Here is a 15,806-nt window from a genome sequence, read left to right as displayed (position 1 = left end):
CTTTCAAAGGGAGTTGGAATAAACCTCAGCATTGGGGATGTATGAACTGGGTTGGGTGTCTTGACAGGCTAGCCTCATTCTGTCATAATTCATGTAAACCATAAGCACCTTTAATTCAGTCCCGTGAGGCTGGCAAGGTAACGTGAATGGGGAATTGGGCGGACTTCGCTTCTTTGTGGCGGAACCATATACCCAAGACCTACATGACAGTCATAGTATAACTGTGGCTAAAGACTCCTTGCCTGGATTTCCGGCAAGGAGTTTTTTTATGCGCCTATCACGGACGATGCAAGGTGACCCTATCCCTTAAGGAGGTCGCAGGCTGTGAGCAACGAAAGTCATATCATAATGGACGAAACGGCGATTCGGAGGGCACTGACAAGAATTGCACATGAAATTTTGGAAAGAAACAAAGGCATTGAGGGATGTGTACTGGCCGGCATCAAAACAAGAGGTGTCTACCTCGCGAAACGACTGGCTGAACGCCTAGAGAGCATCGAAGGAACAGCTATTCCATGGGGTGAGCTCGACGTAACGAACTACCGTGACGATAAAGAGGAATCCGCTCTGGGGTCTGGCAAAGCAACTTTCCCGGTATCGATTCAAGGCAAGAAAGTGATCCTGTTCGACGATGTGCTGTACACTGGCCGTACGATTCGGGCAGCGATGGATGCGATCATGGATTGCGGTCGTCCCGAGTCGATCCAACTGGCGGTACTCGCCGACCGGGGGCACCGAGAACTTCCGATCCGTGCTGACTACATCGGTAAGAACGTGCCGACCTCGCGGGCGGAAGAAATCGAAGTTCTCCTGACGGAGCATGACGGCACCGATCTGGTTCAGATCCTGCAGGCACGGGAGGGGAACTAGGATGGCGCTGACGGCAACCGCTGTGAAGGAACGTAGCCTTCTCGGACTAAAGGATTTCAGCGCGGCGGAAATTTCCGCGATCCTCGACCGAGCGGCCTACTGGGATGCAAAGGAAGAGAAGATGATCCCGGTGCTGAAGGATCATTTCGTCGCAAATATGTTTTTTGAAAATAGTACGCGCACCCGCTTCTCCTTCGAGATGGCGGAGAAACGGTTAGGCGCTCAGGTGCTCAACTTCGCGGCAGCCGCTTCCAGCGTGGAGAAGGGCGAATCGATATACGATACCGTCCGCACGCTGGAATCCATGGGGATCGACGCCGGCGTGATCCGGCTGAAGCCCATCGGTATGCTGGAGGAACTAGCCAAGCGGGTATCGGTGCCGCTGGTCAATGCCGGCGACGGCAATAACGAGCATCCGACGCAAGCGTTGCTGGATCTATATACGATGAAACAACACTTCGGAGAACTCAGCGGACTAAAAGTGTCGATTGTCGGAGATATCAAGCATAGCCGGGTCGCTCGCTCCAATTTGTGGGCGTTGCAGAAATTCGGCGCCGAAGTGAAGCTCTGCGCGCCGGAGAATATGCAAGCGCCGGAACTGAGTACGCACGCATCTTACATTCCGATGGACGAAGCGCTTTGTGCCGATGTGGTCATGATGCTGCGAGTACAGTTGGAACGCCATACAGACGGGCTGATCAAGTCGGCCGAAGAATACCGCTTGCAATACGGCTTGACGGAAGAACGGGCCGCAGCGCTTGCGCCGCATGCGCTGATCATGCATCCAGCTCCGGTGAACCGGGGCGTGGAGATCGACGATGCGGTGGTGGAACATCCGCAATCCCGAATTTTTAAGCAGATGCAAAACGGGGTTCCGATTCGCATGGCGGTTATGGAACGCGCTTTGCTGTAAGCGATAGCGGAGTAGTAGAGGCTGCAAGACGGTCGATGGACGTTTTTCGGTACGTACTCAAATCAGCGGGGGGATTAAAGCATGCGGCTTGTCATTATCAATGCCAACATCTTAAACGAACTAGGGGAGCAAGAGTTATCTCAAATCACGATCGAAGACGGAGTCATCGCCAAGGTTGAGAAAGCAGGGCAACTTGGTCAGGCAAACGCAGAAGCCGGGACCCAGGTCATCGATGCCGGCGGCAGACTGGTCACTCCGGGATTTATCGATATGCACGTTCATTTGCGTGAACCGGGGTTCGAGCATAAAGAGACGATCGAAACCGGCTCAAGGTCAGCAGCTCAAGGCGGATTTACCACGATCGCCTGTATGCCGAACACTCGGCCGGTGACTGACAACCCGGATACCGTACGGTTTGTGTTACAGAAGGCCACAGAAGCCGGATTGGTGAATGTGCTGCCTTATGCGGCCATCACCAAAAGCGAGCTTGGCCGGGAGCTGACCGACTTCGCGGCCTTGAAAGACGCCGGGGCCATCGGCTTTACCGACGACGGCGTCGGCGTGCAAAATGCACAGATGATGAAGGATGCAATGCGGCAGGCAGCCTCACTGGGGATGCCCGTGATCGCCCACTGCGAAGACAATTCGCTTGTGGAAGGAGCACCGGTGGCTGAAGGGGAATTCGCCCGAAAGCATGGTCTAAAGGGAATTCCGAATGAATCGGAGGCGATTCATGTCGGGCGGGATATTTTGCTCGCGGAAGCGACCGGGGTTCACTACCATGTGTGCCACGTAAGCACAGAGCAGTCGATTCGGCTGATCCGCCAAGCGAAGCAAATCGGCATCAACGTCACTGCGGAGGTATGCCCTCACCATCTGATTTTGTCCGAAGAGGATATTCCGGGCCTTGATGCCAACTGGAAAATGAATCCACCGCTGCGTTCGCGCCGAGATGTCGAAGCGTGCATCGCTGCGTTGGAAGACGGCACGCTCGATATTGTCGTAACCGACCATGCCCCGCATAGCGAAGAGGAGAAAGCGAAAGGCATGCAGCAAGCGCCGTTTGGCATCGTTGGTTTCGAGACGGCCTTTCCGCTGCTGTACACGAAGTTCGTGGCCACGGGTCGCTGGAGCCTGGCGATGCTGGTGCAGCGGATGACGGCGGATCCGGCCCGTGTGTTCGGCTTGGAAGCGGGACGGTTGGTATCGGGAGCTCCAGCCGACCTGACGATCGTGGATCTGAACGCGGAACGAACGGTTGATCCGGCGGCTTTTGCCTCGAAAGGGCGGAACACCCCATTTACGGGGTGGGATCTAAAAGGCTGGCCTGTCGCAACGATCGTCAAAGGGAAGCTGGTATGGAACGACGCGCTCGAACTAGCCCGTTAATGGGCGGATGTGAATATAGTAATTCAGCTTATGGATAAAGGAGTGCTGCAGGATGCAGGCAAGACTATTGTTGGAAGACGGCACGCTGTTTACCGGAACCTCATTTGGAGCGGAAGGGGAAAAGACGGGGGAGGTCGTTTTTAATACGGGAATTACGGGGTACCAAGAGGTGCTGTCCGATCCTTCTTACTGCGGGCAAATCGTCACGATGACGTATCCGCTGATCGGGAACTATGGCATTTCGCGCGACGACTTTGAATCCGTTGCACCATCGATTCACGGCTTTGTGGTTCGCCGCTATGAACCGACCCCAAGCAACTGGCGGGCCCAATACAATTTGGGTGACCTGCTCAAGGAATACGGCATTCCCGGCATTACCGACATCGATACGCGCATGCTGACGCGCCTTATCCGCCATCAGGGAACGATGAGAGGAATTCTGACCACCTCGGCGAAATCGATCGACGAGTTAAAGGAAATGATGCTGGCCACCAGCATTGCCGAGTTGCGCAATCAAGTCGCGCAAACTTCAACGCATCATGTATACAGTAGTCCGGGATCCAAGGAACGGATCGTGCTGGTCGACTTCGGCGCAAAAAGCGGGATTCTGCGCGAGCTGAACAAACGCGATTGCGATGTAGTGATCGTGCCGCATAACACGACCGCGGACGAAATCCGCCGCCTTCACCCGGACGGCATCCAACTGTCCAACGGACCTGGGGACCCGAAAGACGTTCCTTACGCCGCGGAGATGATCGCCGAGCTGCTCGGTGAGTATCCGATTTTTGGGATTTGCCTGGGCCACCAGCTGTTCGCCTTGGCTTGCGGCGCCGATACGGAGAAGCTGAAATTCGGCCATCGCGGCGGTAACCATCCCGTCAAGGAGCTGGAGTCCGGCCGCTGCTACATTACGTCGCAAAACCACGGCTACACCGTAAACGAAGCGTCCATTGCCGGCACGGAGCTGGAAGTGACGCATATCAACAATAATGACAAAACGATCGAAGGACTTAAGCATAAGAAATATCCGGCCTTTTCTGTCCAATATCATCCGGAGGCGGCTCCGGGACCTTACGACAACAGCTACTTGTTCGACCGGTTCATTGAGATGATCCGCGAACATAAGCGGCAGAACCCGCAAAAGCCCCGCCAAGCCAAACTGATGGCCGCTGCGAAAGGAGAACTGTAAACCTATGCCGATCAACAAAGACCTTAAGAAAATACTCGTCATCGGCTCTGGACCGATCGTGATCGGCCAGGCAGCCGAGTTCGATTACGCCGGAACGCAAGCCTGTCAGGCGCTGAAAGAAGAAGGCGTCGAGGTGGTGCTGATCAACAGCAACCCGGCGACGATCATGACCGATACGAACATGGCCGACAAGGTTTACATCGAACCCATCACCCTGGAATTCGTAACGCAAATCATTCGTCAGGAGCGGCCTGACGGCTTGCTTCCAACGCTTGGCGGGCAAACCGGCCTGAACATGGCGGTTGAGCTGGCCCGCGCAGGTGTACTGGAACGCGAAAATGTGAAGCTCCTCGGCACGCAGCTGACTTCGATCGAAAAAGCGGAGGACCGCGACTTGTTCCGCGAGCTGATGCGTGAACTGGAGCAACCGGTGCCGGAAAGCTCTATTATCACCACAGTGGATGAAGCGCTGCAATTCGCTGATGAGATCGGCTACCCGGTCATTGTCCGTCCGGCGTATACGCTTGGAGGTACCGGCGGCGGGATCTGTGCCACGGAAGAGGAACTCCGCGAGACGGTAGCTTCAGGCATTCGCTACAGCCCGATCGGTCAATGCTTGATCGAGAAATCGATCGCCGGCATGAAGGAAGTCGAATACGAAGTCATGCGCGACGCCAACGACAACTGCATCGTGGTCTGCAACATGGAGAACTTTGATCCGGTGGGCGTACATACCGGGGACAGCATCGTTGTCGCGCCGAGCCAAACGCTCTCCGACCGTGAATATCAGATGCTGCGTTCGGCCTCGCTTAAGATCATCCGGGCGCTGAACATCGAAGGCGGCTGCAACGTGCAGTTTGCGCTGGATCCGCAGAGCTTCCAATACTATGTCATCGAAGTAAATCCGCGGGTCAGCCGTTCTTCGGCGCTTGCGTCTAAAGCGACAGGCTACCCGATCGCTAAAATGGCGGCTAAAATCGCGATGGGTTACACGCTCGACGAAATCGTCAACCCGGTCACAGGGCAGACCTACGCTTGCTTCGAGCCGACGCTTGATTACATCGTCAGCAAAATCCCACGCTGGCCGTTCGATAAATTCATCCACGCGAACCGTAAGCTAGGTACGCAGATGAAGGCGACCGGCGAAGTGATGGCCATCGGCCGCACATTTGAGGAGTCCATTCATAAAGCGGTCCGGTCGCTCGAGATCGGCACGCATCGCCTGTACCTGAAAGGCGCGGAGAAAATCGACGAAGAGACGTTAAACAACCGTCTGATCAAGGCGGACGACGAGCGGCTATTCTTGATCGCCGAAGCATTCCGCCGGGGCTACAAGCTGCAGCAAATCCAGGAATTAACCGGAATCGACTGGTGGTTCCTCGACAAAATCGAACGCTTGGTGGAATTCGAGAAGCAAATTGCGGGGGAAGAGTTCTTTTCCTATGATACGCTGTACGAAGCGAAGCGCTTAGGGTTTACCGACCGGGCGATCGCCGAGCTGCGTACTGCCGGGCAGCCATCAGGCACGCACCGGACCGAAGCTGAAGTAAGAAGCTTCCGCAAAGAGCACGGGTTGAAGCCGGTTTACAAAATGGTCGACACGTGTGCAGCCGAGTTTGAGGCCTCCACGCCTTACTACTACTCGACCTATGAAACGGAAAATGAAGTCCTCCAAACCGACAAAGAAAAGATCGTCGTGCTTGGCTCCGGACCGATCCGGATCGGGCAAGGGATTGAATTTGACTACTCGACGGTACATGCGGTATGGGCGATTCAAAAAGCCGGTTACGAAGCCGTCATCATCAACAACAATCCGGAGACGGTATCCACTGACTTTAACACGTCGGATCGCCTGTACTTCGAGCCGTTATTCTTCGAGGACGTGATGAACGTAATCGAAGAGGAGAAGCCGGTGGGCGTCATCGTGCAATTCGGCGGCCAAACGGCGATCAACCTGGCGGCGCCGCTACAAGCGGAGGGCGTGCGCATTCTCGGCACCTCCCTCGAGAGCATTGACGAAGCCGAGGATCGGAAGAAGTTCGAAGCTCTCTTATCGAAGCTCGACATCGCGCAACCGAAGGGCAGCACGGTCACTTCTGTGGAAGAAGCCGTGGGGACGGCACAGTCCCTTGGTTATCCGGTGCTAGTCAGACCGTCGTATGTACTCGGGGGCCGGGCGATGGAAATTGTCTACTCCGATGAGGAACTGCTCCGCTACATGGAGGAAGCGGTGAACATTAACCCGCAGCATCCGGTACTGATCGACCGCTACATGCTGGGCAAGGAAGTGGAAGTTGACGCCATCTGTGACGGGGAGACGGTGCTCATCCCGGGGATCATGGAGCATATCGAACGCGCTGGGGTACACTCGGGCGACTCGATTGCGGTTTACCCACCGCAGCATTTGTCCGAGGAATTGAAGGGTAAAATCGCCGAGATCACGATGAAGATCGCCCGTGAGCTGAAGACGATTGGCTTGGTCAACATCCAATTCGTCATCTACAAAAACGAAGTGTACGTCATCGAAGTCAACCCGCGCTCGTCGCGGACGGTACCGTTCCTGAGCAAAGTGACGAACATTCCGATGGCGAACGTGGCCACCCAATGTATCCTCGGTACGAAGCTTAGCAATCTTGGCTACCAAAACGGCCTGTGGCCGGAAAGCACCCAGGTTGCGGTCAAGGTTCCCGTGTTCTCCTTCGCCAAGCTGCGCCGTGTTGAGCCGACACTTGGACCGGAAATGAAATCGACCGGCGAGGTGATGGGCCGCGATCCGCAATATGCCAAAGCGCTGTATAAAGGTTTGATTGGCGCGGGCATGAAGATCCCTGCTACCGGAGCGATCATCGCCACGGTAGCCGATAAAGATAAGCAGGAAGCGGTTGACTTGCTGCGCGGCTTCTACCGCCTGGGCTACAAGATCATCGCTACGGACGGCACGGCTTCCGCGCTGATTGAGGCAGGCATCCACGTAACGACCGTCTACAAGCTGTCGGAAGGGGTGCCGAACATCCTGGATCTGATCCGAAACGGCGAAGCTCACTTTGTCATCAATACGCTGACCAAAGGTAAAGAGCCGGAACGCGACGGCTTCCGCATCCGCCGGGAAGCGGTGGAGAACGGCGTCGTCTGCATGACCTCGCTGGATACGGTCCGGGCACTGCTGGAGATGTTGGAGACGATCAACTTCTCCTCCCAAGCCATGCCTACGCTTTAAAGAGGAAGTTCAAAAATCGACTTTTGATCACGAAGCTGGGTAAAACGAAACATTAAGCGGCGGCTCGGAAGCATCATGCTTCGGAGCCGCAAGCATGAATGGAGGAGAGCGGATTTGCGATCGTTTGAAGATGCGGCAGGGAAACTGATCGTCGGCCTGGACTTCCCCGATGCGGATCAGGCGCGGAAGCTGCTGAAGGAGCTGGAGGGGATCCCTTGTTACATGAAGGTGGGGCTGCAGTTGTTTTACGCGGCTGGTCCAGAATTGATCCGCGAATTGAAGCAGCGGGGGTACTCCGTTTTTCTAGACGTGAAAATGCATGACATCCCGAACACGGTCAAGGGCGGGGCAAACAGTGTCACGAAGCTAGGCGTGGATCTGTTTAACGTGCATGCCGGTGGCGGGCTGGACATGATGAAATCGGCTCGGGAGGGGGCTTTGGCCGCGCTGGAGAGCGACCGTTCGCTGACGATGCCGAAGATCATCGCGGTCACGCAACTGACGAGCACGAGCCGCCAAGTGATGAACGAGGAAATCGGCATTCCGGGCGAAGTGGAGCGAGCTGTTGTGCATTACGCGGAATTGGCCCGCCAAGCCGGGCTGGACGGCGTTGTCGCTTCGCCTCTTGAGGTGACGGCGATCAAAGCGCAATGCGGACAAGCCTTCCTGACCGTGACGCCGGGAATTCGTCCGGCGAACAGCCCGCAAGGCGATCAGTCGCGCACTTTGACACCAGGCGAGGCGATGGCCCAAGGCACGGATTACATCGTCGTTGCGCGGCCGATCATTGCTGCCCCAAATCCGCGTGAAGCGGCGGAATCGATCATTAAGGAGATGATGTTGTCATGACTAACACTCAATCGGTAGAAGCGCAAATCGCCGGAAGTCTGCTGGACATCGGGGCGGTGGCGCTCCGTCCGCATCAGCCGTTCACTTGGACCTCAGGTATCAAGTCGCCGATTTATTGCGACAACCGGCTTACGATGTCGTACCCTGAAATCCGCGACTTGATCGCTGAATCGTTTGCAGCCATGATTCGCGAAACGTACCCGGATGCCGAGGTGATCGCCGGAACGGCAACGGCCGGCATCCCGCACGCGGCGTTCGCTTCGCAGAAGCTGGGCCTGCCGATGGCCTACATTCGCGATAAGGCCAAAGGGCACGGCAAAGAGAATCAAATCGAAGGTTTGATCAAACCGGGGCAAAAGGTTGTCGTCATCGAGGATTTGATCTCCACCGGCGGCAGCTCGATTAAGGCGGCGCAAGCCGTTCGCGACGCCGGGGCGGAGCCGTTGGCCGTATTGGCGATCTTCAGCTATCAGTTGGACAAAGCCGTGCAGGCCTTTGCCGATGCGGGCTTCCCGCTGCAAACCCTGTCCAACTATACGGCGCTGATTGACGTTGCCGTGAAGCGCGGCGACATCCAGTCGGAAGATCTGGAACTCCTCCAGTCTTGGCGGAAGGACCCCGCTTCTTTCGGTAACGCGGAATAGACGTGTGAATCAGACTATTGTTATACAGAAAAGAACCACCCCTGAGAAGCGCGCATTCGCTTATCTCACGGGTGGCCTTTTTTTACTTAAACGAAAATCCCTCGTATTTCTCCGCATTCTTCAGGCTGGTCCATACGTCCGGCGAGTCTCCGCCGATATGCCAGTAGGCATACCCGGCGATGCCGTATTTCGCCCCTAACCGGTATTTCTCGGATAGAGAACGGGCGTCCTCCAGCCATATTTTGTGCAGCGTGCCGTTCTTCCGATATTCCACGGTATACTGGCCTGCCGCCGCGTTCCATTTCGGCTTTACTCCATATTGGCTGACCCGGTTATTTTGCTCGGGGAGGGAAATGTCCTCCGATGACAACGTAGCCCCATTGCCACTCAGGCTCCAATCCCGCGTGTATAGCGGCATCCCAAGGACGAGCTGGTCGGCGGGTACTTTGGCGAGCAGTTTATCGATGTGCTTTTGTACCCAGCCGAGCGAAGCGACCGAACCGGCCGAAGCTCCGCTCCAGTGCTCGTCATAGGCCATGACGACCAGGTAATCGGCGCTCTTGGCCAATTCGGCGTAATTGTAAGCATCCGACCAGTCGGTGCCAAGATCAGGCGGAAGATCGACGGACAATACGGCGGAAACGGAGTGAAGCTCCTGGGCTAGCTTGCTGATAAATGATGTAAACAAGCTCCGGTCGGAGGCCGCAATATTCTCGAAATCCACGTTAATGCCGTTCAACCCGTATTTTTGTACATAGGACTTCAAACTCTGAATCGCATCCGAAGACAACGAGCTGGAAGCGAGCATCTTGTGCGTCGTTTCCTGATCAAACCGGTTGCCGACCATGGCCCATACCTGTTTGCCGTTACTTTTGGCCCAGGTTACTAGGGGAGGAACGCTGGAATCGGAGATTTTGCCGGTGCTTTCGAGAAAATACCACCTAGGCGCAAGCACGTTTACGTTCGATTGCAGAACCGACTTCTTATAAGCTTCAGTGGATTGTCCATATTGCCAGCCGATGCGAATCCCCGGATTACTATTCGTTGCAATCGCATCGGTCCAGCGCTTGTCCTGCAGCAACCGGTCCAGGATGACCGCAGTCTCCTGACGGGTGATCGCCTGCGCCGGGTAGAACATTCCGCCGCTGCCCTGCATCAGTCCCAACTGCGAAATCGAGCCGATATACGGTTTGGCCCAGACGGCGATCGACGTTTCGTCCTTGTAGTTGGTCGGTGCGTTAGCCGACGACCCTGTTTGCTTCAGCGCGCGAACTAGCCAAGCCGCGGCCTCCTGGCGGGTCAGCGGCTGTTCGGGCTGGAAAATGCCGTCGCCCATACCCTCCGTCAGGCCAAGCTCGGTTGCAGCCTGGATCGTACCGTAATACCAAGCGCTCTTCGGAACGTCGCGATAGGCCGGAACGGCGGATTCCGCCGGATTGACTTGGAAGATCCGCGTTAGTGTCGTCATGAATTCCGCCCGAGTTATCGAGCGGGTAGGGGAAAACAAAGACTCGGATGTTCCTTTCATCACGTTATTGGCATGTAATCGAATGATCGCATCTTTGGCATAGCTGGCCGATATATCCGTATACGGGAGTTTGTCGGCAGCTGCCGGCTGCAGGCGGAAAACAGCGGCGGTAAGCAATAACGTCACTGCAAGCAAAGGGGGAATCAATTTTTTCATGAAGTAGTTCTCCTTGCCGATTCTAGTAGAATTCTCCTTAATTCTAACAGGATTGTAACCTAGCATCAGCGCTTAAAATCTGGAAGAAAAATGTTCCCGTTCGTTCATTTCGTTGTAACTTTTTGCCATAGTATTTCGTTTATAATGCAAGACGTAAATGAATTGCTAGACAAGGTCAAGAAGAGCAAGACGAGGCAGAATCACAAATTAGGAAAATGGGAGAACGATACACGATGATGCGATGGCTTCGTAAACCAGAAAAAGTCGAAGTTCAGTCCGGAGCGGACTCTCCGGTCCCGCAGGCGGAAGCGGAAGTCGCTATCGCCTCGGAGGAGACGGCCATAGAGGATGCAACCGCCGAGGTCATTGCAACTCGTGCGCTAGAAGAAGAACCGGAGAAAGAGACCGGACCCATCTTGTCGGTCAGAGAAGTTCGGCGTTCTTTTCCGGTTGGCGGAGGAGAAATCCAGGTTTTGAAAGGGATCAACATGGAGGTGCTTTCCGGTCAGTTGGTGATGCTTAAAGGGCGTTCCGGCTCGGGCAAAACGACGCTGCTCAATATGCTCGGCGGATTGGATCAGCCGACGTCGGGCGAAATTTGGTTCCGAGGCCAGCCGCTTCATGAGTTGAACGACGATAAACGGACGCTGCTGCGCCGGGATCAGATCGGCTTTATTTTCCAAGCGTATGCTTTGCTTCCGTTGCTGTCTGCCTGGGAGAATGTCGAGCTGTCGCTCCGAATGGCGGGAGTTCCGCCCCAAGAATGGAAGCGGCGCGTAACCCACTGCTTGGAGCTCGTAGGGCTGGGCAAGCGGATGTTCCACCGCCCGTTCGAACTGTCCGGGGGGGAACAGCAGCGGGTGGCGATCGCCAAAGCGATCGCTCACCGTCCAAAGCTACTGTTGGCGGATGAACCGACGGCCAATCTCGATTCGCAAATGGGAGCACAAGTCATGGCAGTATTCAAGAACATCATACAGACCGAACACGTAACAATCTGTATGACCACACACGATCCTACAATCCTGGAGGTAGCGGACCATGTTTACGAAATGGTGGATGGCAAATTTATCGGGTAAAGGAGGGAAATCGGGGCTATTTCGAATGCTGGGGATTTTATCCCTAAGCTTGTCTTTGGTGGCATCCACGGGCTGTGCCTTGCTTCCGAACGAAGAAGCGGAGGAGGACCTGCCGGTCATCACGCCGCCGACGATCTCGAAGAAACCGGAGTATGAGGTACGCACGGAGACGATAGAGCTCAAAGTCAGTGCGGTTGGCAAGATCATGAGCCAGCGGGAGGAGCCGTTATTTTTTACGGAGGATAATCTCCACGTGAAGGAAGTCATGGTCAAGGCGGGAGATAAGGTCAAGCAGGGCGACGCTCTGATTCAACTGGACGTAGAAGACCTGCAGAAGGACTTGCGCAAGAAGAAGCTGGAATTCCGCAAGCAGGAGATCTCCATGAAGGAGCTGCTGCGTACGAAGGATGAGAAGGACCCGATCGAATTCGAGGAAGCCTCTATCGTTTTTGAGGAACAGCGCCAAGCGCTGGAGGATTTGGAGAAAACGATTGCGGACGGTACCTTGCGGGCGCCGTTCTCCGGCACGGTAGTTTCCGTCTCCGCCCAGAAGGGTGCGGCGATTAAAGCTTACGACACGGTAGCGGTGTTGTCCGATACATCGTCACTGGTGGTAGCGGCTCAGTTTGCCAAGGAAGATTTGGCGAAGGTCGCCGTTGGCATGAAGGCGAAGGTCGACATCAATGCGGCCGGCGTATTCGACGGTAAAGTAAAAGTGATGCCGGTCGATACCGGTTCATCCGATAACGGAAACGGTAACGGCGGCGGGGGTGGAGCCACTCCTCCAGAGAAAGATACGATCGATAAATATCTGGTCGTTCAACTCGATAAATGGCCGGCGGGCATTGAACGCGGCCGTCCGCTTAGCGTGTCCATCGTGACGGAACGCAAGGAAAACGCCATATTGATTCCGATTTCCTCCCTGCGGACGATCGGCTCGCGCACTTACGTCCAGGTCGTAGAGGAGGACGGCACGAAACGCGAAGCCGATGTCGAGGTAGGCATTCAAACCTCGACCGACGTGGAAATCGTTAAAGGACTCACGCCGGGACAGAAAGTAGTGGGTCGTTAATGGGAGTACCTTTATTACGATTGCTGTTCCGCAAAATGTGGAACACGAAATGGCTGACGTTAAGTACTTTACTGGGCCTGATCGTCGCCGTCTCGTTTACGGTCAGCATTCCGATGTATTCCGACGGGTCGTTGAAACGGGTCGTCGCGACCACCCTGAAAGCCGAAAGCGAAGGGCTTCCTGCGGGTTCGCTGATCATGAGCTATCAGGCTTCGGGCGGCACGAAGACGGATCCCGCTGCTCTTGCGGCCGTTAATCAATATATCGTCGACGAGGTGCCGAAAGAGATCGGCTTCCCTCATGACGCCTACGTCAATACGCGGTCGATCCGGAGCACGGAGGTATTCCCGGAGGATCCAACCAAAGTGGATGCAAGCCGTACCCGGACGATGTCGATTGTGTCTATGAGCGGATTGCAGGATCATATTTCCCTATCCGGCGGCCAGCTGTACTCAGATCGAGCCGACGGCGATACGCTTGAGGCTCTGATGCTGGAGGAGGCGATGTACCGCCAGGACCTGCACGTTGGCGACGTGATGGAGTATCCTGTGTACAGCGGTGTTGACGTGACGCTGAAAGTCAAGATCGTCGGCACCTTCCAGTTGACTAATGAAAATGATCCGTATTGGTACCAGGGTTTTGAAGGGATGATGAACAACTTCTACGTCCCGGATCAAGTGTTTAACGAAAACTTGCTGAATCGTTTATCGATTCCGTTGCATAATTCCAGCTGGTATTACGCTTTCGATCTCGGTGAGATCAAAACGAGTCAGCTGTCTCCATTGTCGGACACGTTGGACCGACTGAATGTGGAGTTGTACCAGAAGCTGAAAGACACAAAGGTGGACGTTTCCTTCGGCAGTCTGTTGAATGATTTCCGCAAGCAAAGCTTGCAGATGCAGACCCTGTTGTTTACGCTGGCGGCACCGATGATTGCTATGGTGTTCTATTATATCGTCATGAACGCCCGCCAAGCCCTCGACAAGCAGCAGAGCGATATCGCCGTGCTGCGAAGCCGCGGAGCTTCCACGAAGCAGATTATCTTGATCTATTTATTTGAAAGCTTGATTCTGGGTGCGGTCGCGTTGATCGCGGGCCCATTGCTTGGTTGGTTTATGTCGAAGAGCATCGGATCGGCGGACGGCTTCCTGACCTTCGTGAATCGAAAGTCCATTCCGGTCGGATTCAATTTCGACGCTCTGGCATTAGGCGCGGCGGCGGTCATTATCGCCATCCTGGCTACTTTGCTGCCTGCGGTCTCGTTCGCCCGATCTTCGATCGTCAAGACCAAGCAGAAGCAAGCCCGCTCCGATCGGGCTCCGTTCTGGCAGCGGTGGTTCCTGGATATCGTCCTGATGGGGATTTCGGGTTACGGCTATTACATGTTTAATCAGCGCCAGATGTTGACGTTCCAGACGGGGATGACGACGGATGAGTTGCAAGTACAGCCGTTTTTGTTCTTCGTTCCGGCGTTGGCGATTTTCTCGATCGGGCTATTTTTCCTGCGGGTATTCCCGTGGTTGCTGAAGTTGATCGGCTGGATTGGCAAGAAGTGGTTGCCGGTTCCGTACTACCTAAGCTTGACCCAATTATCCAGGTCGTCTTCCTCCTATTATCCGTTGATGATCCTGCTCGTGTTAACGCTGGGACTAGGGGTATATAACGCCTCGGCAGCCCGGACGATCGACCTGAATTCGACGGAGCGGACGCTGTATAAATACGGAGCGGACGTGATCATGCGGACGGTATGGGAAGGCACGCCTGAGATTACTCGCCCTTCCCAAGGAGGCTCCGGCCAAGGTCAAGGCGGGGGCTCTGGAGGTTCAGGCGGCGGCGGGAACCCGGGAGGAAGACCGGGTGGCGGACCGGGCGGCGGTGGGCAGAACCCCACTCCGACAAAGGTGAATTATTCCGAGCCCCCGTTCGAGGTCTTCCGAAAACTGGATGGGGTCGAGCATGCGGCGCGCGTGCTGCAGACGAAAGGGAATATCATCGTCTCCGGCCGTTCGGCGGGCCAAGGCAACGTGATGGGGATCGACAATGTTGATTTCGCCCAGGTGGCTTGGTTCCGGAACGATCTGTTTCCGACGCACCCATTCAACTATTTGAATTTTCTCGGCATGAATGAAAGCGCGGCTTTGGTACCGTCTACCTTGGCGGAGAAATACAAATTGAAGCCGGGCGACGTGTTTACGGTGGCCTTGGGTGAGCAGACGGTGGAATTTGCCGTTTATGGAATCTTGCCATATTGGCCTAGCCAATACCCGGACCAAACGCCGTTTATTATCGCGAATTTGGATTATATCTACGACCAGGTTCCCCTCATTCCGTATGAGGTATGGCTCAAAATGAAGCCGGGAGCCAAGGTTGCGCCGTTGATTACCAAGCTGGCGAACGAAGGGATCGAACTTTATTCGGTTGACGATGTACGCAGCGAATTAGCGGCCCAGAGCAAGCACCCGACTCGGGGCGGCGTATTCGGGATATTAAGCCTCGGCTTTCTCGTCTCGGTGATCGTTTCGTTGATTGGGTATGTGCTTTACTGGTTTTTCAATTTGTCGGGCCGGGTCGTCCAATTCGGGATCTTGCGGGCAATGGGCTTATCTCGTAAGCAGTTGACGTTTATGCTGCTGGCTGAACAAATCCTAACCGCAGGCCTGTCGATCGTGCTTGGGATCGTCATCGGGAAAATCGCCGGCAAGCTGTACTTGCCATTCCTGCAAACGGCAGACAACGTGACAACGCAAGTGCCTCCGTTTCGGATCGTGTTCGATTCCCAAGACACCCTACAGTTGTACGTCGTCGTGTTCGTGATGCTGTTGATGGGAGCCGGCCTGCTCTTCTGGCAAATCCGGCGACTGCGCGTGCATCAGGCGGTAAAAATGGGAGAGGAGCGCTAA

11 protein-coding genes are annotated in these 15,806 nt (G+C 55.2%); 10 read left to right on the top strand and 1 reads right to left on the bottom strand.

Annotated features, from left to right (window positions below):
• Window positions 1-324: 324 nt before the first annotated feature.
• The 7 genes from pyrR to pyrE all read left to right on the top strand — a co-directional run bounded on the left by pyrR (window position 325) and on the right by pyrE (window position 9,071).
• Complete coding sequence (gene pyrR, locus KJS42_RS08550; protein WP_193416337.1) at window positions 325-870, top strand: bifunctional pyr operon transcriptional regulator/uracil phosphoribosyltransferase PyrR; 546 nt, start codon at window positions 325-327, stop codon at window positions 868-870.
• Window position 871: 1 nt separating this feature from the next.
• Complete coding sequence (locus KJS42_RS08545; protein WP_213622599.1) at window positions 872-1,783, top strand: aspartate carbamoyltransferase catalytic subunit; 912 nt, start codon at window positions 872-874, stop codon at window positions 1,781-1,783.
• Window positions 1,784-1,864: 81 nt separating this feature from the next.
• A complete protein-coding gene (locus tag KJS42_RS08540; RefSeq protein ID WP_213622598.1) occupies window positions 1,865-3,172 on the top strand; it encodes a dihydroorotase in 1,308 nt (435 codons plus the stop codon).
• Between the two features lie 52 nt (window positions 3,173-3,224).
• The gene (carA, locus tag KJS42_RS08535; RefSeq protein WP_193416334.1) at window positions 3,225-4,361 is read left to right on the top strand and encodes a glutamine-hydrolyzing carbamoyl-phosphate synthase small subunit; all 1,137 of its coding nucleotides are present in this window, start codon (window positions 3,225-3,227) and stop codon (window positions 4,359-4,361) included.
• 4 nt (window positions 4,362-4,365) lie between these two features.
• A complete protein-coding gene (gene carB / locus KJS42_RS08530) occupies window positions 4,366-7,578 on the top strand; it encodes a carbamoyl-phosphate synthase large subunit (protein WP_213622597.1) in 3,213 nt (1,070 codons plus the stop codon).
• Between the two features lie 114 nt (window positions 7,579-7,692).
• Window positions 7,693-8,427 (top strand): orotidine-5'-phosphate decarboxylase, encoded by a 735-nt coding sequence (gene pyrF, locus KJS42_RS08525; protein ID WP_244868421.1) that lies wholly within the window; start codon window positions 7,693-7,695, stop codon window positions 8,425-8,427.
• A complete protein-coding gene (gene pyrE / locus KJS42_RS08520) occupies window positions 8,424-9,071 on the top strand; it encodes an orotate phosphoribosyltransferase (protein WP_193416332.1) in 648 nt (215 codons plus the stop codon). Before pyrF ends, pyrE begins: the two co-directional genes overlap by 4 nt.
• An 82-nt stretch (window positions 9,072-9,153) precedes the next feature.
• On the opposite strand, the gene KJS42_RS08515 is transcribed toward pyrE, so the two are convergent.
• Entirely contained in the window at window positions 9,154-10,755 is a 1,602-nt protein-coding gene (locus tag KJS42_RS08515; RefSeq protein WP_213622595.1) for an S-layer homology domain-containing protein, read from the bottom strand.
• Window positions 10,756-10,988: 233 nt separating this feature from the next.
• On the opposite strand from KJS42_RS08515, the gene KJS42_RS08510 reads away from it, so the two are divergent.
• The 3 genes from KJS42_RS08510 to KJS42_RS08500 are packed head-to-tail and all read left to right on the top strand — an operon-like array spanning window position 10,989 to window position 15,806.
• Entirely contained in the window at window positions 10,989-11,834 is an 846-nt protein-coding gene (locus KJS42_RS08510; protein ID WP_213622594.1) for an ABC transporter ATP-binding protein, read from the top strand.
• Entirely contained in the window at window positions 11,797-12,906 is a 1,110-nt protein-coding gene (locus KJS42_RS08505; RefSeq protein WP_213622593.1) for an efflux RND transporter periplasmic adaptor subunit, read from the top strand. The genes KJS42_RS08510 and KJS42_RS08505 overlap by 38 nt, the downstream gene beginning before the upstream one ends.
• Window positions 12,906-15,806 (top strand): ABC transporter permease, encoded by a 2,901-nt coding sequence (locus tag KJS42_RS08500; RefSeq protein ID WP_213622592.1) that lies wholly within the window; start codon window positions 12,906-12,908, stop codon window positions 15,804-15,806. The genes KJS42_RS08505 and KJS42_RS08500 overlap by 1 nt, the downstream gene beginning before the upstream one ends.

Origin of the sequence: Paenibacillus sp. J53TS2 (genome assembly GCF_018403305.1) — a bacterium.
In the GTDB taxonomy this organism is placed as follows: domain Bacteria; phylum Bacillota; class Bacilli; order Paenibacillales; family Paenibacillaceae; genus Fontibacillus; species Fontibacillus rhizolycopersici.
This window is presented reverse-complemented; position numbering and strand designations above follow the sequence as displayed.

Excerpts from the sequence above, each read along its gene's own strand:
- KJS42_RS08545 (WP_213622599.1), top strand. The coding sequence starts at position 872 with ATGGCGCTGACGGCAACCGCTGTGAAGGAACGTAGCCTTCTCGGACTA.
- KJS42_RS08540 (WP_213622598.1), top strand. The coding sequence starts at position 1,865 with ATGCGGCTTGTCATTATCAATGCCAACATCTTAAACGAACTAGGGGAG.
- carA (WP_193416334.1), top strand. The coding sequence starts at position 3,225 with ATGCAGGCAAGACTATTGTTGGAAGACGGCACGCTGTTTACCGGAACC.
- carB (WP_213622597.1), top strand. The coding sequence starts at position 4,366 with ATGCCGATCAACAAAGACCTTAAGAAAATACTCGTCATCGGCTCTGGA.
- pyrE (WP_193416332.1), top strand. The coding sequence starts at position 8,424 with ATGACTAACACTCAATCGGTAGAAGCGCAAATCGCCGGAAGTCTGCTG.
- KJS42_RS08515 (WP_213622595.1), bottom strand. The coding sequence starts at position 10,755 with ATGAAAAAATTGATTCCCCCTTTGCTTGCAGTGACGTTATTGCTTACC.
- KJS42_RS08510 (WP_213622594.1), top strand. The coding sequence starts at position 10,989 with ATGATGCGATGGCTTCGTAAACCAGAAAAAGTCGAAGTTCAGTCCGGA.
- KJS42_RS08505 (WP_213622593.1), top strand. The coding sequence starts at position 11,797 with ATGTTTACGAAATGGTGGATGGCAAATTTATCGGGTAAAGGAGGGAAA.
- KJS42_RS08500 (WP_213622592.1), top strand. The coding sequence starts at position 12,906 with ATGGGAGTACCTTTATTACGATTGCTGTTCCGCAAAATGTGGAACACG.